Source organism: Streptomyces sp. NPDC034085 (assembly GCF_055575555.1).
Genome location: NZ_JBVISL010000005.1, coordinates 406338 through 425529 on the forward strand (window position 1 = coordinate 406338; position 19192 = coordinate 425529).

General features: G+C 71.0%; 18 protein-coding genes. 3 read left to right on the plus strand and 15 right to left on the minus strand.

The features are described from left to right. Positions 1-51: 51 nt before the first annotated feature. Positions 52-1683 carry an ADP-ribosyltransferase domain-containing protein gene (locus ACZ501_RS20615; protein WP_468797144.1) on the plus strand — a complete coding sequence of 544 codons (1632 nt, stop codon included), beginning with the start codon at positions 52-54 and terminating at the stop codon, positions 1681-1683. 18 nt (positions 1684-1701) lie between these two features. Here ACZ501_RS20615 and ACZ501_RS20620 read toward each other — a convergent pair whose 3' ends face one another. The 3 genes from ACZ501_RS20620 to ACZ501_RS20630 form a co-directional block, all read right to left on the minus strand. Then, positions 1702-2220, minus strand: a complete 519-nt coding sequence (locus tag ACZ501_RS20620; RefSeq protein WP_468797147.1) for a carboxymuconolactone decarboxylase family protein — start codon at positions 2218-2220, stop codon at positions 1702-1704. A gap of 118 nt (positions 2221-2338) precedes the next feature. After that, positions 2339-2968, minus strand: a complete 630-nt coding sequence (locus tag ACZ501_RS20625; protein ID WP_361598691.1) for a DUF6879 family protein — start codon at positions 2966-2968, stop codon at positions 2339-2341. Between the two features lie 186 nt (positions 2969-3154). Next, on the minus strand, positions 3155-4438 hold the full coding sequence (locus tag ACZ501_RS20630) for an adenylosuccinate synthase (protein ID WP_468797150.1): 1284 nt from the start codon (positions 4436-4438) through the stop codon (positions 3155-3157). A 373-nt stretch (positions 4439-4811) separates the two neighbouring features. Here ACZ501_RS20630 and ACZ501_RS20635 point away from each other — a divergent pair, with 373 nt between their 5' ends. Further along, positions 4812-5666 carry a hypothetical protein gene (locus ACZ501_RS20635; RefSeq protein WP_468797153.1) on the plus strand — a complete coding sequence of 285 codons (855 nt, stop codon included), beginning with the start codon at positions 4812-4814 and terminating at the stop codon, positions 5664-5666. On the opposite strand, the gene ACZ501_RS20640 is transcribed toward ACZ501_RS20635, so the two are convergent. The 10 genes from ACZ501_RS20640 to ACZ501_RS20685 form a co-directional block, all read right to left on the minus strand. Continuing rightward, entirely contained in the window at positions 5663-5971 is a 309-nt protein-coding gene (locus ACZ501_RS20640; RefSeq protein ID WP_468797155.1) for a cold shock domain-containing protein, read from the minus strand. The genes ACZ501_RS20635 and ACZ501_RS20640 overlap by 4 nt on opposite strands. Positions 5972-6278: 307 nt before the next feature. Next, positions 6279-6524 (minus strand): hypothetical protein, encoded by a 246-nt coding sequence (locus ACZ501_RS20645; protein WP_361598700.1) that lies wholly within the window; start codon positions 6522-6524, stop codon positions 6279-6281. 1702 nt (positions 6525-8226) lie between these two features. Continuing rightward, positions 8227-8541 carry a hypothetical protein gene (locus ACZ501_RS20650; RefSeq protein ID WP_361598703.1) on the minus strand — a complete coding sequence of 105 codons (315 nt, stop codon included), beginning with the start codon at positions 8539-8541 and terminating at the stop codon, positions 8227-8229. 1333 nt (positions 8542-9874) lie between these two features. Continuing rightward, positions 9875-11092 carry a cytochrome P450 gene (locus ACZ501_RS20655; RefSeq protein WP_468797158.1) on the minus strand — a complete coding sequence of 406 codons (1218 nt, stop codon included), beginning with the start codon at positions 11090-11092 and terminating at the stop codon, positions 9875-9877. A gap of 25 nt (positions 11093-11117) precedes the next feature. Beyond that, positions 11118-11777 carry a response regulator transcription factor gene (locus ACZ501_RS20660; protein ID WP_361598709.1) on the minus strand — a complete coding sequence of 220 codons (660 nt, stop codon included), beginning with the start codon at positions 11775-11777 and terminating at the stop codon, positions 11118-11120. Beyond that, complete coding sequence (locus tag ACZ501_RS20665) at positions 11774-13102, minus strand: sensor histidine kinase (protein WP_468797161.1); 1329 nt, start codon at positions 13100-13102, stop codon at positions 11774-11776. The genes ACZ501_RS20660 and ACZ501_RS20665 overlap by 4 nt, the downstream gene beginning before the upstream one ends. An 87-nt stretch (positions 13103-13189) precedes the next feature. Further along, entirely contained in the window at positions 13190-13861 is a 672-nt protein-coding gene (locus ACZ501_RS20670) for a response regulator transcription factor (RefSeq protein WP_361598715.1), read from the minus strand. After that, complete coding sequence (locus ACZ501_RS20675; RefSeq protein WP_362455545.1) at positions 13858-15168, minus strand: sensor histidine kinase; 1311 nt, start codon at positions 15166-15168, stop codon at positions 13858-13860. Before ACZ501_RS20675 ends, ACZ501_RS20670 begins: the two co-directional genes overlap by 4 nt. A gap of 10 nt (positions 15169-15178) precedes the next feature. Beyond that, a complete protein-coding gene (locus tag ACZ501_RS20680; RefSeq protein WP_468797164.1) occupies positions 15179-16390 on the minus strand; it encodes an acyltransferase family protein in 1212 nt (403 codons plus the stop codon). Next, positions 16383-17318 carry an alpha/beta hydrolase gene (locus tag ACZ501_RS20685; RefSeq protein WP_468797167.1) on the minus strand — a complete coding sequence of 312 codons (936 nt, stop codon included), beginning with the start codon at positions 17316-17318 and terminating at the stop codon, positions 16383-16385. Before ACZ501_RS20685 ends, ACZ501_RS20680 begins: the two co-directional genes overlap by 8 nt. A 241-nt stretch (positions 17319-17559) precedes the next feature. Between ACZ501_RS20685 and ACZ501_RS20690 the strand changes: the two genes are divergently transcribed. Then, positions 17560-18039 carry an HIT family protein gene (locus ACZ501_RS20690; RefSeq protein ID WP_468797170.1) on the plus strand — a complete coding sequence of 160 codons (480 nt, stop codon included), beginning with the start codon at positions 17560-17562 and terminating at the stop codon, positions 18037-18039. Positions 18040-18065: 26 nt separating this feature from the next. Here the strand turns inward: ACZ501_RS20690 and ACZ501_RS20695 are convergent, their stop codons facing one another. Continuing rightward, positions 18066-18710, minus strand: coding sequence for a LysE family translocator (locus ACZ501_RS20695; RefSeq protein WP_468797173.1), 645 nt, complete (start codon positions 18708-18710; stop codon positions 18066-18068). Positions 18711-18715: 5 nt separating this feature from the next. Next, positions 18716-19117, minus strand: coding sequence for a nuclear transport factor 2 family protein (locus ACZ501_RS20700; RefSeq protein WP_362455552.1), 402 nt, complete (start codon positions 19115-19117; stop codon positions 18716-18718). Between the last annotated feature and the right edge of the window lie 75 nt (positions 19118-19192).

Here is a 19192-nt window from a genome sequence, read left to right on the forward strand (position 1 = left end):
TAGCCTGCGGCCAGATGTGAAGTCCGGTCCGATGTTGCGGAGTTCTCCACCATGAGCGAAAACAATTCCCCCGCCGCTTCGGCGCAGCCCGATGCGAATGACCCGCTGGCCCTCGCCGAATTGTTCAAAGGCGGCGGCGAACCGTGGTTCCCGCTGCTCAAGCCGGTCATCGAGGCGCAGCCGAACGCCGCCGCATTCATCGGACCGGGCCGCAGCTCCGACGTCGTCCCGGTCCGCGAACTGACCTTCCAGGCGCTCAAGCCCAATCCGCCGCACAAGTGGAAGGTCGTCGTCTTCGGACAGAATCCCTACCCGAGGCCGGAAAGCGCCACCGGAATAGCCATGTTCGACAACACCTTCCACGACTGGAAGGACAGCCAGTTCGGCAGGGTCGTCAGCATTCGGTGCATCATCAAGGCCGCGGCGATGTGGAAGTACGGAATTCCGAAGAAGACCCCGATCGCCGACATACGCGCGCTGCTGAAGGAACAGGACACCGTGCAGCCGCCCGAATGGTTCCAGGCGATGCTCACGCAAGGGGTCCTCCTGCTGAACGCGGCGCTCACCGCCGACAGCGCCGGGGCGCGCGGCGGAGCCGATCCGCACACCGCGTTCTGGCGTCCGGTCGCCGAGCGGATCGTGGAGGAGATCCTCAAGGCCAAGCGGGACGCCGACGAGGAGGACCGCGGGGTCGTCTTCGCCTGGTGGGGCGCGCACGCGCGCAGCCTGAAGAAGATCGTCCTCGATCTCCAGAAGAAGTACCCGGAGGTCGACGTCCGGCACATCGACCACGCCAATCCCGCCGCGCAGGGCGACATCTTCTGCGACGGCGGCCATTTCGCGATGGTCAACGACGCCCTCGCGTCACTGGGCGCGGCCCCCGTCGACTGGCTGCCGACCAAGGGGTGGAACGAGCGCGCCGCGCAGGACGGCGGAGCGGACGGCGAGGACGTCGCCGCGCGGATGGGCGCGTTCATCACGTCCACGATGGAGCTGCACCAGCTGTACCTGGAGCGCCTCTCCAGCGTGAAGGACGAGGGCCTCGTACTCCCCGCGATCACCGGGGTGTTCGACACGCCGCTCATGGAGTTCCGGGACGCGGTCGCCCCCGTCGCCCAGCTGCTCTCCGGTCTCGGCGGGCACGTCGACCGGTCGTACGAGTTCGGCAAGAGGCGGGCGGACACGGCGGCCGGCGGGCTGTCCGCCGACGCGGTCTCCGCCCTGTACCTCTACACCTGCGAGTCCGCGTTCTACCGGGAGATCAACGCGGTCCTGCGCTCCCCGGACCGGTCCCGGCTGGTCCCGTACCTGCCCTACCTGCGGCTGTTGTTCTCAGCGGTCTCGGGGCTCCCCGTCCGTACCGAGCCGCTGTACCGCGGTGTGGCGCTGGACCTGCGGGCCCAGTACCCGCTGGGCCGCACCGTCACCTGGTGGGGCGTGTCCTCGTGCACGCCCAAGCTGGGCGTCGCCCGGGGGTTCCTCGGCAACCGCGGCAAGCGGACGCTGTTCGAGGTGGTCCCGGCCCGGGCGGTGGGCATCCGCGACTTCTCCGCGTTCACCGAGGAAGAGGAGTTCATCCTCTCCCCGGGGACGCAGCTGAAGGTGACGGACGTGACGAGCGAGCGCGGCGGACTGTGCACCGTGCGGCTGACCGAGCTGGAGGAGCAGACGCTGGTGTCCTGAGCAGGCCGCGGCCGGGACTCAATCCCACTGCCGGCCGGCGAGCGAGGCGACCGGCTGGGGCTTGCCGATGAGCGCGAGGGCGATGAAGAAGTTGATCTGGCCGATCGCGATGGTGAGCGTGGCCAGCGCCTTCTCGTCGTAGTGCTTCGCGACCTCGGCGTACAGCTCGTCGGGGACCCGCTCCTGGCCGCGCGGCGCGGGCTGGAGGGTGGCCTCCACCAGGGCGAGGGCGGCGCGCTCGGCCTCGGTGAAGTAGGGGGCGTCCTGCCAGGAGGAGACGGCGGTGATGCGCTCCTCGGACTCCCCGGCCTTGCGGAGGAAGCCGGTGTTCAGGATGGTCAGGTAGGTGTTGTGGACGATCTGGCCGGCGCGCAGGTGGACCAGGCTCATCGTGGTGCGCGGTACCGATTGGTTGCCGGTGGCGCGGAAGAGCGCGGCGCTGATGTCCTTCAGCTCGGGCACGAGCGCGGCCGGGTCGCCCATCCGGGAAATCGACGCGGCTGCGGTGGGGGTGGAGGGGGCGGAGGGGGTCGTCATGGCTGCTGCTCTCCTTCGGTCGGTGTGTTCACAGCACTGACGGACGGGAGCAGGCGGATGTGACAGGTCCGGGGAAGTTTTCTCGCGCGGCTCTTCCCGTGACGCGCCGTTGCGCGCGTCACGCCGCCGGCGGCGGGGGCAGGTGCGCGACCGCACGCGTGAAGTAGGTCCGCAGGTCCTCGGCCCCCGAGTAGGCCCGCTTCACGTACACCTCCCACGGTCTGACGATCGCCGGGTCCTCGTACCGGCGGGTGCCGGTGTGGACGCCGGCCGGGCTGTGGAGGACCTCGTACAGGACGTGTCCGCCGAGGATGACGATCTCCGGCAGCGGACCCCCGTCCGCCGCCTCGGTGAAGGAGAACTCCTCGGCGGGCAGCACCCGCGCGTGGTGTCCGGCCTCGGCGCGCATGTGGAGCCAGTGCAGCTGCCACTGCACGTACGGCGACAGCGGTTCCTCCACCACCCGCAGCCGGCGGAAGGGCGAGCCGTTGCGGCTGTCGTCGTCGGCGGCCTTGCGTGCGGTGGGGCGCTCCGCCTCGATCAGCCGGAGGACCTCCCGCCAGTCGCCCTGGCGCAGCGCCTCCCGGGCCGGGTTGTCCGTTTCCTCGAAGTGCTGGAGCCGCTCCAGCCGCCAGGACTCGCCGTTGCGGATCACCGCGCGGCGGGCCCTGAGGTCTTCGGCGTAGGCGGCTGCGTCGAGCGGTTCGCCTCGGGTCGCCGGGAGCGCCGGCGCGCGGAGATCGTGCATCTGAGAACCCCAGCCTGGGTGACGATGCCCCGACTGTACCGAACGTGATCCACTGGACGCGGTACGTGTTCTCACGGGTCTGCCGAATCGTGTCCGCCCGGCCCGTACGCCGAAGGGGCGGAGTGCGCGGTGCGCTCCCCGCCCCTTCGGACGTCGTGCCTGGTGTGCTCTGCGAGCGTCCCGTGCCTAGAGGAACGAGTTGATCTCGATCGTCTCGGTGCGACCGGGGCCGACGCCGATCGCGGAGATCGGGGCGCCCGACATCTCCTCCAGGGCCTTCACGTAGTTCTGCGCGTTCTTCGGCAGGTCGGAGAAGGTCTTGGCCTTGGTGATGTCCTCGGACCAGCCGGGGAGGGTTTCGTAGATCGGCTTCGCGTGGTGGAAGTCCGTCTGCGAGTACGGGAGCTCCTCGACGCGCTTGCCGTCGATCTCGTACGCGACGCAGACCGGGATCTCCTCCCAGCCGGTCAGCACGTCCAGCTTGGTGAGGAAGAAGTCGGTGAGGCCGTTCACGCGGGTCGCGTAGCGGGCGATCGGGGCGTCGAACCAGCCGCAGCGGCGGTCACGGCCGGTGGTCACGCCGCGCTCGCCGCCGATGCGGCGCAGCGCCTCGCCGTCCTCGTCGAACAGCTCGGTCGGGAACGGGCCCGCGCCGACGCGGGTCGTGTAGGCCTTGAGGATGCCGATGACGCGGCTGATCTTCGTCGGTCCCACGCCGGTGCCGGTGCAGGCGCCGCCGGCGGTCGGGTTCGAGGAGGTGACGAAGGGGTACGTCCCGTGGTCGACGTCGAGCAGTGTGCCCTGACCGCCCTCGAAGAGCACGACCTTGTCGTCGTCCAGCGCGTTGTTGAGGATCAGGGTGGTGTCGGCGACGTAGCCCTTGATCTGGTCCGCGTACTGGAGCATCTCCTCCACGATCGCGGCGGCCTCGATGGCGCGGCGGTTGTAGAGCTTGGCGAGGAGCTGGTTCTTGCCTTCGAGGGCCGCTTCGACCTTCTGGGTGAGGATCGACTCGTCGTAGAGGTCCTGCACTCGGATGCCGATGCGGTTGATCTTGTCGGCGTAGGTCGGGCCGATGCCGCGCCCCGTCGTACCGATCTTGCGCTTGCCGAGGAAGCGCTCGCCGACCTTGTCGAGGGTGACGTTGTACGGCGTGATGAGGTGCGCGTTGCCGCTGATGAGCAGCTTGGAGGTGTCGATGCCGCGCTCGTTCAGGCCGCGCAGCTCGGAGAGCAGGACGGCCGGGTCGACGACGACACCGTTGCCGATGACCGGGGTGCATCCGGGGGAGAGGATGCCGGAAGGGAGAAGGTGCAGCGCGTACTTCTGGTCGCCTACGACCACCGTGTGGCCGGCGTTGTTGCCACCCTGGTAGCGCACTACATAGTCAACGGATCCACCGAGCAGGTCGGTGGCCTTTCCCTTGCCCTCGTCACCCCACTGAGCTCCGAGCAGCACAAGAGCGGGCACAGGCGTACACCTCTTCCGGATGGGGCATGTCCAAGGTCAGGGGGCGTACGACGATGTACACCGCAGGCTGAGCCGTCGGACCGGTGCCCCGGAATAGACGAAGGCCCTGGCGCAATAGCGCAAGGGCCTCTTGCACAAAGATGCTACCCGAGGAAGGACCGAGGTGTCGGCTCCAGAGCCCGCCATGAGCCATGCGGGCGCGCCGGTAGGCGGCCTGCTCGTGCTCGTCGACCCGGTCGCCCGCCGTCTTGACGGCGAGTCCGTGCGCATCGCGAAAGATGTGCTGTCAGCGGGAGCGGCGGCGAAAATCTGCCTGCCGGACTCGCCGGAGGAATTTGCGCGGGCTCTCGCCCGCCGGGGCCATCGGCGGCCGGTGATCGTCGGTGATGACCGGGCGCTGGTGCGGGCCGTCGGGCTGCTGTACCGGGAGCGGGGTCTGGGCGACGGGGCGGTCTCTCTGGTTCCGGTGGGGCCGCCGGGGTCGCTGGCGCTGGCCCGCTCGCTCGGGGTGCCGCTGTCGGCGGTACTGGCGGCCCGGGCGGCCCTGGACGGGATCGCCCACCCGAGGGACCTGCTGGTGGACGACAGCGGCGGGGTGGTGCTGGGCGGGCTGCGGATCAGCCCGCCGGTGTCGGCCGTACGGCGCGGCGGGGGTTACCGGTCACTGCTGCGGACGCTGCTGCCGGGTCCGGCGGCGCCGGTGTGGCCGGCGCACCGGCTGCGGGTGGAGGTGGACGGGGTGGTGCTCGCGGATGGGGACCGCCCGGTGGAGGACGTCGCCGTACGGACGGCCGGGGGCGGGGCGGGGCCGGCGGAGGTGCTGGTCCGGCTGTCGGGAGCGCCGCCGCTGACGCAGTGGGCGGAGGCGGTGACGGTGTCCGGGGTTTCCGGGCTGTCGGGGGCGTCGGGGGCGGCTGGGGGGTCTGGGGTGGCCCGGGGGGCTGGGATGCGCGGAGGCCACGGGGCCGACGGGGGCACCGGGGCTGCCGGGACGGTTGGTGTGCCCGGGGCGTCAGGGACTTCTGGGGCATATGGGGCATCGGGGGTCTCCGGTGAGGCCCGGGCTTCCCGGTCCGCCGGCGTTTCCGGTACCACCGAGGACCCCGGAACCTCCGGGGAGGACTTCCGCTACCGCGCCGACCATGCCCTGGCCGGCCCGGTCCGCCGCCGTACCTGGACCCGACACCCCGCGGCCTGGGCCCTCACCCTGCCGCGGGGCGCGGCCTAGCGCTGGAGAACCTCTGGCAGGGGTGGCACCGCCGACAAGGGAGAGAAGACGCCCTTGTGCAGGGTCACCGTCCTCGGCCGGCCCGGATGCCGGGCTTCGCTGCTGACCGCACGGTGAATGTTGTCGGCCCGTAGCCCCGCACCATCCAGAGTGATGTCGAATATGACCTCCTCGCCAGGAAGCAGACAGCGCTCCCTCCCGTGAATGGCCGATGCTTCCGCTTGAACGTCAGGTCCGGCCCCCTGGCTGATGAGGCCGACTCCCCGGTGAAGGTCGAACCACTTCACGACACCGCAGGGCGACACGCTTTCTCCTCTCCGCTCTGCTCGGATCCGGAAGTCGACACTGTCCGCCCGCTCGCCACCGGCGGGGAGGGCGTGCGCCGGGGCGTGAAGCAGCGTGCCCCCGTGTGACTGCAGCCGCCGGGCGCCTGCGGCGAGCGGCGCGCCGTAGCAGCGTGTTTTCGCCGACGGGCAGGGCGTCGGCCGATCCCTCGGTGAGGGCGAGGGCAGGGAGAGACATGGCCTCTTCTTTTTGAAACCCCCCGAATCGGCCCAAGGGGTGCTAAGACGCTTTCTGCGGCTGTTCCACCTGCTTCACCTGCCGGGCATCTCACCGTTGACGCTGAAGGGTACGGGCACCTGCGGCGATGACTGCGGCGAGCCGGTTGGCGAAGGCCGCGTTGCATCCTCCGAGCCGGACGAAACCGTGGCCGGCCACCGGCCCGTCGTTACTCAGGGAGGGAAGGGTCAGGCCTGCGAGCGCGAGCGCCGCCTGCAGGTTGGCGACAGCGTCTTCGCCGGCTTGGTAGGCGGCGTCCTGGCGCCGCTTGTACCGCATTCGTTCGGCGTGGGTCATCTCAGACACCATGTTGCTGACCTTTCGTGGTGGACGCGGATGTGAGGCGCCGGAGTGTGCATTCGGTTCGGCGAGTCATGCCCATGTGCTGGGTGCGCAAGCCCTTTGCACACGAGGCCCGTGGCGGCTGCGACGCTGATCACCTCAGCCGCGGAAGCCAGAGCCCACGGCCCCCGGTTGCAGGGCAGGCATGACCACGGTGCACGGCGCGTTGCTCGGACATGCCCCAGTGATCAGGAACAGGGCGTGCGGTGATGGACGCGGTGCGGTCCGGCCGACCGCGGGGGGCGCCCGGGCATGGCCGGCGCAGGACAGGGCCGGTAGACCGTCAGGCTGAGTCTGCGCACGGCCCGTGACCATCGGTATCGATCTTCGTTTCAAAGGTGCAGGCGAACACCCCTTTGACGTGTGGGAAGGACCGGATTGACCAGGGAGTTAGCTGCTGCTACCGCCTCTGCTCTTCGCGGTACCAGCCCACGGGAGGTCCGTTCCGCCGCCGACCGACAGTGCCGTCTCCGCCGCGCCCCTCAGCCGGCATTCGCGCTCCCACGACCGGAGCTCTCGCCCATGGCACCCCTGCCGACCGGCCAGACTGCACCTGCGGTACGCAGGTACGTCCAGTCCTCCTGCGACAACTCACCGGACCTTGCCGACCAGGTAGCCGGAGAAGGCCACCGCCTTGCCGGGGTGACATCGCCCGCCGTTGCCATGCAACCGCGCTCCACCGACTTTCCCAGTGACCGGAGCCCACTGTCCGAGCCGGCGACCGTGACATCGATTGGCACTGCCTCACGCGTACGTCCCTTATGGGTCTTACCCGAATCTGTGGCCATGGGACGGAGAGCGGATTTCTCTGTTGCTGTCTCCCGCGGGGTAGCCGACAGGGACACTGCCCGCGCTGCGTCTGGCTGCGGCCGGCTGCCCGAGCGGAGAGGACGTCGGGTTCCGGTGTCGCGGAGCTGCTTGGCGAGGCGGTCGCGTGAGGGTGATTTGGCGAACCAGCTGTTGGAAGCAGGCCAGTGCCGCGACGGCTGGAAGAGCGGAAGCCGCCCCGGCGGTGATCGTTTTGGGTGCCTGGGCTACGCACAGCAGGGTGGCCAGGCAGGAGAACAACAGGACGATGGACCAGGAGTGAAGTGCGCGGCGTTGGTGCAGGGCCGATCTGAGGATGGACAGGGATGCGACCATCCAGGGGCCGTAGATCAGCAGGGGCCACCAGCTGACTACTTCATGGGCCGTGTGGGGTGCGGCGCTGTGGCGCAGGGCGTCGCAGATGGCCACCCCACTGAGGATGCTCACCACGGCGGCGATGGCGCCGACCAGCACCGCAGTGAACAGACTGCCCGTCTGCAACAGGGTCACTACCTGGGACCTCGACTTGCTCCGGCGGTGCCCGTCGGAGGGCGGACTGGGCGGACATCCCGCAGGGATGTGGTTCAGTCCTGCGACCCACCCGCTGGTGGCCGCCGTGTCACCGAGGCCGTCGGCGCCGACTCGGGCGAAGGGCTCCGGCTGCCCAGACGCAGCGCTTTCCTGGAGGAGGACGGCGAGATCCTCCACCGGATCCCATGACGGATGCGCTCCGCCGGGCCCGCCGAGCGGTTGCCCGGAGGAGGGGCGCTGCACGGGCTCTGGTCGGCCCCGGAATGCGGTGGTGTCCGGCTGGGGGTGGATACCGTGGACGTCCGGGTATCCGTACGGCTCATACACGGGAGCTGCCACCCGAGCACTCGCCGACAGCCGTGGCGGACGCTGCCGTGTTCCCCAACCGGTCAGCGAACTCAATCTGGATCACGCTCATCGCACGGAGGAAGTCCTCGAAAATCGTAGAGGAGTACAGAAGATCGACTTCCAGATCTTCATGCCCCAGCGTTGCGTTCCCGGTCTCACCCCAGCCGGTCGTGGGCGGAGTGAACATCCACTTCCCGACCCGGGTGGCCCCGGAGTGAATGCTGCCTCTCTGTCCGTCTTCCTCCGCGGTCCCGCGGGGGAAGACGGGGAGCTTTGCTGTTGTCATATTCCATAAACGCTCTCGGTGTGGGTCTGGGTGTGTGCCATCCGGGTGATGGTGGTCTACGGCAGAGCGTGACGCCGTCTTATCGGTTGCCGAACCGACCGGAAGGGCAATAGCCCACGCCCTTTCTCCCACCGGCCGCGACGCCCAAGACGATGGGCTGCGGCCGAGGCAATCAGCGCGTCGGACACCTGACCCCGCCACGCACGAACGGGCGGCCACGCGCATGCCCTGATGCGACGACCCTGCTGCGCGCCGTGCGCCCGAGGCGCCGGCTCTCGGCACGTACCGCCACCTCTTGCAGTCAGCTGTCATCCCCTGCGCGCCCCCCAGAGCCGAGGTCCTCGTCGGCTCCGCTGACTTCGCTTCGCTCTGCTCAGCCACCAACTGATGATCGGTAAATAGATCGAGATGCCGAAGTGGGCACATTGCTGCGCATGGCTGCAATCGAAGGGGAGAGCGCAACTCTGCATATGCCTCTGCGTTATGCCGAGGGTCGCCAGGGTCCCGACCCTCGCAACCCCTTGACCTCGGCCTTCGAAAGGACCAGCTGTGGGAGGCATCCTCCTGTGGATCGTGCTGATTTCTGCCGTGGTAGGCGCAAGTGGCACCGCACTGACGTCCTCCGGGACCGGCCGACTCTGGCCCGTGGACACCCTCGAACTGAGACGCCACCGTCGCTTCAAGCACGTCCTGTCTCTCCACGTGGACGCCGTCCGACTGTCCCGTCCGCCGGCCTCCGCCTTCCGGGACGATGGCGTTGGCGCGGCTCCCAGGACACCCGTTGGGATCCGCGGCCGGCGCGCGTCCGGGGTGGCAGGGCACGCTGGGGTCGGGGGAGACAGCGGAGACGGCCCGGGCCAAGCGCGTTGCCGTCGGCGGTGACATCGCTTCGCGAGCCGTGATCCGAAAACTTGACACGGGCAAGCTGGGGCACCGTCCGATTCGGCACCCGATGAGGACGTTCTGTCCTCACTCCCGGTAAGTGCGCCAGGCAGAAAGGGCGGCTCATATCGCCGAAAAACCCCGGCAATTCGGTCCGGACATAATCGCGCACATTAAACCCCGGCAATTCGGACACCGTGCAGGCATGCCAAAACCCCGGCAATCTGCACGCTATCCGTTTCTGGCTACTGAACGCGGCGTAGTAAAGCGGTGGTCGAGGGGAGATCACGCGCGGGCGGACGAAGCAACGTTCCAGGAGCCCGAGCCGGGACGCCTTCGCCAGTTGACAGGACAGGTCAAGAAACTGCTCCCGCGGCTGTGGTCTCGCTGGCTGCCGCGGTTGGTGTCAGATGGCTGACCAGGCCATCGGCACCTAGGGCGCCGGGCCGGGCTAGAACTCCACCAGCAGCTCCCGCAGGCCTCGGATCACATAGCCCTCCCGCCACTGCGGCTCCCGCACGAGCCGCATCGGCGGCCCGGCGGGGTCGAGCAGCGCCCCGAAGGAGGCAGCCAGCTCCAGCCGGGCCAGGGGTGCGCCCAGGCAGTAGTGGATTCCGGCGCCGAAGGTCAGGTGGGGGTTGTCGGCCCGTTCGAGGTCCAGGACGTCCGGGTCCTCGAAGCGCGCGGGGTCCCGGTTCGCGGACCCGAAGAGCAGCGCGACCTCGGCGCCACGCGGGATGACGGTGTCCCCGACGCGGATGTCGTCGAGCACCCAGCGCTCGAACATCTGGAGGGGTGTGTCGTAGCGCATCAGTTCATCCACAGCTGTGGACAACTTTTCCGGATCCGGCCCGCCGGGCCGTGCGCGCAGGGCGGCGAGCCGGCCGGGATGGCGGAACAGGGCCCACCAGCCGTTCACCGTGGTGTTCACGGTCGCCTCGTGGCCGGCGTTCAGCAGCAGGACGCAGGTGGAGATCATCTCCTGCTCGCTGAGCCGGCCCTCGTCATCGTGGGCGGCGATCAGGGCGGAGATCAAATCGGTGCCAGGGTCCTTGCGGCGCTCGGCGATCAGCTCCCGCAGGTACGCGCTGAACTCGACGCTCGCCGTCACCGCCCGCCGCGCGGTCTGCGCGTCCGGCCGCAGCTCGAACATCCCGCAGATGTCGGCCGACCACGGCCTCAGCAGCCCCCGGTCCGCCTCCGGGACCCCCAGCAGCTCCGCGATCACCGCCACCGGCAGCGGCTCGGCGACGGCGGTGAGCAGGTCCCCGCCTCCGGCGGACCGCAGCCCGTCCGCCAGCTCCCGGGCCAGCCGCCCGACCGACGGCGCGAGCCGCTCCACCATGCGCGGTGTGAACGCCTTGGACACCAGGCGCCGTACGCGGCCGTGCGCGGGATCCTCCAGGTCCAGCAGCCCGTTCCCGTTGAGCACATGGAAGGGCTCGTGCTCCGGTGGAGGAGCCTCACGCCCGAACTCCTCGTGGCTGAACCGGTGCAGGTAGGTCCGCCCCAGCCGCCGGTCCCGCAGGAGCGCACTCACATCGGCGTAGTGCGGCACCAGCCACTGACCCGTCGCCCCGCACCACACGGCCCGCCCCTGCTCACGCAACTCCCGGTAGGCGGGATACGGATCGGCGACGAAGGCGGCATCCCAAGGATCAAAGCGCATCGCAGCAGCCTAGGCCGCTCCGCTCCTAACCGGGGGTCACCAGCCGGGTCTCGTAGGCGTACACCGCCGCCTGCGTCCGGTCGCGCAGGCCGAGCTTCACCAGGATCCGGCTCACGTGCGTCTTGATCGTGGACTCCGCCACCAGCAGCCGGTCCGCTATCTCCACGTTGGACAGGCCCTGGGCGATCAGCACCAGCACCTCCGTCTCCCGCTCCGTCAACTCCGTCACCGCCGAGGGGTCCGCCGCCCTCTGCACCTCCGCGAGCTTCGAGAACTCCACGATCAGCCGCTTCGTCACCGACGGGGCCAGCAGCGCCTCCCCGGCCGCCACGACCCGCACCCCTTCCGCCAGCTGCCTGGCGGAGGCGTCCTTCAGCAGGAACCCGGAGGCCCCCGCCCGCAGCGCCTGGTACACGTACTCGTCGAGGTCGAAGGTCGTCAGGACCAGCACCTTCGCGTCCGTGTCCGCCGCCACGATCTGCCGCGTCGCCTCAAGGCCGTTCATCTCCGGCATCCGGATGTCCATCAGCACCACGTCCGGCCGCAGGGCCGCGACCTTCGCGATGGCCTGCCGGCCGTCGACCGCCTCCCCGACGACCTCGATGCCCTCCATCGCGTTCAGGAGGACGGAGAAACCCTCACGGACCATCATCTGGTCGTCGACGATCAGTACCCGGATCGTCATGCCGGCTCCTCCTCCGGCTGCGGCCGGGCGCGCACCGGTATGAACACGGCCACCTCGTACCCTCCCGCCGCGGTTTCCCCGGCCGTCATCTCCCCCTCCAGCATCGCCACCCGCTCCCGCATACCGGTGATGCCGTGCCCGGCTCCCGGGGAGGGCCGGACGTCACCGGCCGCCGGCCCGTTGACGACCCGTATGCCCAGGCCGCCCAGCACGTAGGAGACCTCCACCCCGGCCGCGGCGCCCGGAGCGTGCCGCAGGGTGTTGCTCAGCGCCTCCTGGATGATGCGGTACGCCGACAGCTCCACGCCCTGCGGCAGCTCGCGCACCGCACCCGTGACGGTCTTGTCCACCTGGAGCCCCGCCTCCCGCACATTGGCCAGCAGCCCGTCCAGCGAGGCCAGCGTCGGCTGCGGGGCGTCCGGCGCCTCGTAGTCCGCGGACCGCACCACGCCCAGCACCCGGCGCAGCTCCGTCAGGGCCGCCACCGCGTTCTCCCGGATGGTGGCGAAGGCCGCCTCCAGCTCCGGCGGCGGATTCTTGACCCGGTACGGGGCCGCCTCGGCCTGGATCGCCACCACCGACATGTGGTGCGCGACCACGTCGTGCAGCTCCCGCGCGATCGTCGTCCGCTCCTCCAGCAGCGTGCGCCGGTCCCGCTCGACGGCCGTCACCTCCTGCTGGGCCATGACCTCCCGCCGGGCCTCCTTGCGCGTGTTGCGGACGGTCACCACCAGCAGGGCCACCGCCGAAAAGAAGGCCATCGGCGCGACCGTGGTGCCGTCCCCGTCGCCGACCAGGACCGGCAGGACCGTCCCGTAGAGCAGGGTGATGACCCACATCCAGCCGGCGGCCCGGGGCCGGACCCGCATGGCCACGAAGGTCATGACGGCCAGGGTCGCGACGAAGGTGCTCGGCGACCAGGGCCAGGTCATGGTCCGGCCGGAGAGCATCGACAGGGCGGTGGTCATGCCCAGGACCACCCAGAAAGCGCCCGCGGGACGCACCAGCGTCATCAGGACCGGCCCCGCCGCGAGCAGCCCCAGCACCACGAACTGGAGGGGCGGCCCACCGTACATGTTGTCGGCGCTCGCCAGCATGGTCACGACGAAGGCCGTCACGACCACCACCGCATGCGGCAGGTACGCCGCCTTCGGCCGTATCCCCCGGGGCAGCCTGCGCACCAGCGGTCCGTCCGTACGCATCAGGGGCAGCGGCCGGTAGGCGAAGGCATCGGTGATCAGCTCGTCCCGCAGGCTCTGGATCAGGCCCGAAGCCAGCCGCAGTTCGGGGGGCCGGGGGGTCACCCCGGTGGTCGTCTCGGTCATGTCCAAACCGTAGGCCGCCGCCACCCTCGACCGCGTCGCCGCTGAAGGGGATTTACCGGCATCCCCCTCAGGTACTACACGGGCCCGTCAGTAGCCCGTCGGACGGATCAGACCCGTCTCGTAGGCGAACACGGCGGCCTGGGTCCGGTCCCGCAGGCCCAGCTTCACCAGGATCCGGCCGACATGGGTCTTCACCGTCTGCTCGGCCACCACCAGATGCGCCGCGATCTCCGCGTTGGACAGGCCCTGGGCGATCAAGGAGAGCACCTCCGTCTCCCGCTCCGTCAGCTCCTCGATCCGCGCCCTGGACGGCGCACGGGGAGCGCCCAGCCGCGAGAACTCGGTGATCAGGCGCTTCGTGATGTTCGGCGACAGCAGGGCCTCCCCGGCCGCGACCACCCGCACCGCCTCCGCGAGCTGATCCGCCGAGGCGTCCTTCAGGAGGAAACCGGAAGCCCCCGCGCGCAGCGCCTCGTACACGTACTCGTCCAGGTCGAAGGTGGTCAGGACCAGGACCTTCACCGCCGAATCCGCCGTGCCCGTGATGACGGAGGTGGCCTCGATACCGCCCATGCCCGGCATGCGGATGTCCATCAGGACCACGTCCGGGGAGAGGTCGCCGGCCTTCACCACGGCATCGGCGCCGTCGACGGCCTGGCCGACCACCTCGATGTCGGGCTGGGCGTTCAGCAGGACGGTGAAACCCTGCCGGACCATCATCTGGTCGTCGGCGATCATCACCCTGATGGGAGTGCTCATATGTCCTTCTTCGTCTCGGAGGGGGAACCGCCGGGCGGGTCCATGGGGAGCACGGCGCTCACCTCGTACCCGCCGTCAGGGCGCGGGCCGGCCGCCAGTTCGCCCCCCAGCATGCCCGCCCGCTCCCGCATGCCGAGCAGCCCGTGCCCGGCGCCGGGTGAAGGCGGCGCGGGCCGCGTCGGCGCGGAGTTCGCGACGCACAGGTGCAGCTCGCGCGGACCGTAGGCGATCCCCACCTCCACTCTTGAACCGGGGGCGTGGCGCAGGCAGTTGCTCAGGGCCTCCTGCACGATCCGGTAGGCGGTGAGCTCCACTCCCGGAGTCAGCGGCCTGCGTATGCCCGCCACCTCCGTGGTCACCTCCAGCCCGGCACCGCGCACGTTGTCCACGAGACCCTCCAGCTCCGCGAGGGTGGGCTGCGGATGATGGGGACCGGCCGGATCGTCGGGCTGCTCGGAGCGCAGCACGCCCAGCACCCGGCGCAGCTCGGTCAGGGCCTCCAGCGCGTTCGCCCGGATGCCGGCGAGGTTCTCCTTCAGTTCCTCGGAGGGGTTCTCCACCAGGTGCGGGGCTACCTGCGCCTGGATGGAGATCACCGACATGTGGTGGGCGACCACGTCGTGCAGCTCACGGGCGATGCGGCTGCGCTCCTCCAGCAGTGTCCGCCGGGCCCGCTCCTCCTCGGTCAGCGTCTCCTGGACGACGAGCTGGCCGCGGGCCAGCCGCACCGCGCGCAGCGCGTAGCCGAGGAGGCCGGTGACGGCGAAGACGAGGCTGGACGCGAAGAAGCTGGTGCTGCTGTGGAGCGGCTTGAAGAGCAGTTCGGCCAGGCCGGTGCAGGCCATGGTGATGCCGACGACCGCGCCGGTCACCCGCGCCGGCACCCGCAGGGCGACCAGCAGGACCAGCGGGACGAAGGTGAGCAGGGCGCCCGGCATCAGCGGCCAGGTCTGCCCGTGCCCGACGTGGTCGTGGATCGCGTAGGCGATCACACCCGTCGTGATCAGGCCCAGCCACCAGGCGGCGATCGGCCGGGTCAGCGCCAGCGCGATCGACAGTCCCGTCATGAGGGACATGACCAGCGGCGGCCCGCCGCGGACGTGGTAGTGGTCGAAGAGCTGCTGGTTCGTCAGGAAGGTGAAGAAGACGGCCAGGTACACGACCACGACGTGCGGCAGCCGGGTCAGCCACCGGGGCCGGGCCATCTTCGGGAGCGGGTCCGGCCGCAGGGTGAACAGCTCATGGACCAGGGCGCTGCCCTCGGCTGGGGCGTGCGGTTCGGCGGGCAGAACGGATCGCTGGGTCACGCGGGCCAGCCTAGGCACGGGCCGTCTCCCGTTCGGATGCTCCGAGACGCCCGTGGGGCGACGCCGGGCCGGTGCGGACCGTGTGCCGGGGCCGGGGCCGGTGGCCGCGCGGGCGCTCGTAGACGTGGAAGGCGGACCGGCAGACGGCCAGGGCGGCCGCGAACACCGGCAGCCACAGCAGCCGGACGGCTATCCAGCCCGCCGTACCGGGCACGGTGTGCAGGCCGGGCAGGTCGGAGGAGACCAGGAGCCCGAGGGCGGTGACGGACATCATCGCCGTCTGGTGCCACAGGAAGACGGTCATCGCGGACAGGTTCACCAGCGCCACCGCCGCCCAGGTCCGGGGCCGGCGCAGGGCCCGGGCCAGCGGCTCGCGCAGGAGCAGCGCCAGCCCGCACTGGGCCAGTCCGAACGCCACCGCCGCCAGCGTCGGCGGGTTCAGGTTGGACACCGCCGCCCCGGGCACGCCGACCATCGACGCCGGGTACCCGCCCCACAGGACCAGTCCGGCGGTGGCGGCCGCACCCCCGACCAGCAGGAGCAGCGCCGGACGCCGCCCGGTGAACGCGCCCCGGGCCCAGGCCGCACCCAGCGTGTAGGGCACCAGCCAGCCCGCGGCGACATTGACCCAGCCGGTCCACTGCGGCCCGTCGAAGCCGAACCTCCAGAGATCGACCCCCGCCACCACGGCCGTCGGCCACAGCGGACTCAGCCGGGCGACCAGCGGGGTCGCGGCGGTGAGCACGGCGAACACCAGCAGGAACCACAGCGGTGACCACACCAGCCGGAGCAGGGTCCGGACGGTGTCCCATTCCGCGCCGCCCAGCAGCAGGCCACCCGCCACGACGGCCCACAGCACCAGCACCGCGGCCACCGGACGGAACAGCCGGCCCAGGCGCCGACGCACCCAGGCCCCGTACGAGACCCCTCGCTCCCGCGCCGACGCGTACCCCCGGGCCGCGACATGACCGCCGACCAGGAAGAACACGGCGAGGGTCTGGAACACCCAGGAGACCGGGGCAAGCCAGGGCATGTGGACCAGCGGGCTCGTGCCGCGCAGGCCGCCGTCGGTGGCCGTCAGCGAGGTGACGAGCCAGTGCCCGAGGACCACCCCGACGATCGCGAACACCCGCAGAGCGTCCACCGACCGGTCCCGGTCCTCCGGGGTCGCGCTGTCGATGCGGTCGGCGAGGGCCGACCAGCGGGCGGCGGGCTTACGCATGGGGGACCTCCGGGCCGAGGACGATGCGGGCCAGGCTGTCGAGGGACTCGGTGCCGGGCTTGAGGTAGTCGCTGTGCCCGGCGGCGCCCGCCGCGAAGGGCCGGGCCCCGAAGGCGGGGTCCACCGGATCGGTTCCGAACCCGACCCCGCCGAGCCGGACATGGGGAACGCCGCCGATCCAGTCGCCCGTGCCCCGCCCGGCCCACACCCGGGCGGCGGTCGGCAGGTCCGCCGCGGAGGCGGCTCCCGTCCCCGGACTGCCGTACAGGGCCATGTCGCTCACCCCGGGGCCCGTCCGCGTCCGGGCACAGACCACCGAGCCGTACGAATGGCAGAGCAGGGAGATCCGCGCCCCGGCCGGGGTGGCGTCCCGCAACCGCCCCAGGAACGGACCCAGTTCGGCGGCGGCCCGGTCGGCGCGGTCCGCGGTCAGGACGGTGGTGCTGACCGTGCCCGGGGTGTCGTACCCGAGCCAGGCGACCACCGCGGTGTGCGGGTGCCCGGCCTGGAGCCGCCGCTGGAGGGCGAGCGCCCCCTCCCGGAAGCGCTCGTAGGTGTCCAGGTTCGTGTCGGATCCGGGCACCAGGACGGCGACCCGGTCGGCGGTGCCCAGATCGCCGAACACCTCCACGGCACGGCCCTGGCCGCGCCCGTCGAAGGCGAGGAACTGCGCTCCGGGCCGCGCCATCGCCCGGAGTTTCAGGGCCCGCCCGCCGTGGCCCGCGCTCTCGGCGGCCCGCGCCGCCTCGGCCATGCCGGCGAGGGCGGCGGCGTACCGGCTCTGGGGGGTGGCGGACTCGGACAGGACCGCCGGGGCCGGCGCAGGTATCCGCGGGGACGCGGCGGCGGAGACGGGGAGCACGACGGCCGCGGCGACGAGGCCGGCCAGCAGGGTGCGGCGGATGCGGCTGCCAGGGCCAGGGCTCATGTCGGGTTCCTCTTCCTGTCCTTCGGTCCCGGACGGGCACGCGCCCGCTCTGGTACCGAAGTTAGGAATCGGCCCCCCTCGTCGGCGTCACGCTGCGGAGCGGGCTTCGCAGGTAGCTCTCAGGTATGACCGGCAGTACCCGAGAGCCAGCCGCCAGGCGTTCTCCACCGTTCCGCCAGCGCCCATCGCCCCTCCGCCCGCTGCCCGTTGCCGGCCGGTGGGCGTCCGTTAGGGTCCGGGAATGGACGAGACCGACTGGCGCCACGACCGCATCGGCAGCGCGCACCGGGGCCGGAACCCCACCGTCATGCGCCGCCTCGATTCCGGGTTCGCGGTGATCGGGGACCGGCAGTTCCTGCCCGGCTACTCGGTTCTGCTGACCGACGACCCCGCCGCCACCCGGCTCTCCGACCTGCCCCCGGCGCGCCGGATCGCGTACCTCACCGACATGGAGCGGCTCGCCGAAGCCGTCGAGCGCGCCTGTACGCGGCTCGACCCGGCCTTCCGCCGCGTGAACATCGAGATCCTCGGCAACACCGACCCGTACCTGCACGCCCACATCTGGCCCCGCTACGACTGGGAGCCCGCGGACCTCGTGCGGATGCCGGTCTGGCTCTACGAGGACGAGGAGTGTTGGCGCGGCGAGCGCCACGCGCTGGCCCCCCGCCACGACGGGATCCGGGCCGCCGTCACCGAGGAGCTCGACCGGCTCCTCGAATAGGCCGTCTAGCGGGCACCCCTGCGGAGCTATGCCGCAGACGTGGCCACGCGCACCCCGAAGCCGATCAGGACGACGCCCGTCACCCGGTCCATCGTCCGGCGGACGCGGGGGCGCGTGAAGAACCGCCGGGCGCGCGACAGGACGTAGACGTACGTGCTCAGCCAGGCCAGCGTCAGCAGGACGTGGACCAGGACGAGCAGCGCCATCCCCGCCGCCGGGCTCAGACCCGACGGCGCGAGGGTGGGCAGCAGGCCGGTGTAGAACACGGCGATCTTCGGGTTGAGGGCGTTGGCGACCAGGCCGGTGCGCCAGGCGCTGCCGCCGCCGCTGCGGCCGTGCGCCGTACGCCCGCCCGGGTCGCCGGCGGCGTCGTCCGGGCCGCCTCCCGCGCCCGGACGGCGCAGGGACTGCACCCCGAGGAGGCAGAGGTACGCCGCCCCCGCGAGCTTGACCACCAGGTACACCTCGGCCGAGGCGGCGAGCAGCGCCGCGAGCCCGGCCACCGTCAGGGCTCCCCAGAGCAGCAGGCCGGCGGCGATGCCGCCGACGGTGCGCAGCCCGTCGGCCCGCCCCCGCGAGACGGCCCGGCGGGTCACGATGGCCATGTCGGGGCCGGGCACGAGGGTCAGCAGGGCCAGGACGCCGGTCGCCGCGGCGAGTTGCGTGAGCACGGGGCTCAGTCTGCCACCAGGGGTTCGACGTAAACGGCCCTCCAGCGGGGCGCAGGGTCCTGTCCAGGGCTGGTCCAGTACTCCCGGGCGCCGACGACCAGTCCGTCCCGAATCGTCCACAGTGAGACGGCCCGGTAGAGGACGTGGTCCTCGGGTATCTCCACCTCGGTGACGACGAGGTCTCCGTCCGCGAGGATGCGCAGGACCTCGACCGAGCCGAGGGAGCGCTCGTCGGTGCCGTCCGCCTCGTCACTGAGCACGGCGATGAAGTTGTTTCTGCCGACGATGCGCTCGCCGCTGACGGGCCATTCGATGACGGCGTCCTCGGCGACGAGCCCGGCCACGCCGTCCCAGTCGCGTGCCTCGATCCGCTCCCACAGTCGTGCCACTACCTTCAAGGGCTCCATGTGCCGCAGTGTGCGACGGAGGCCTCGCGCGCAACAAGCGCTCCTTGCAGGCTTATTAACTTCGACACAAACGGC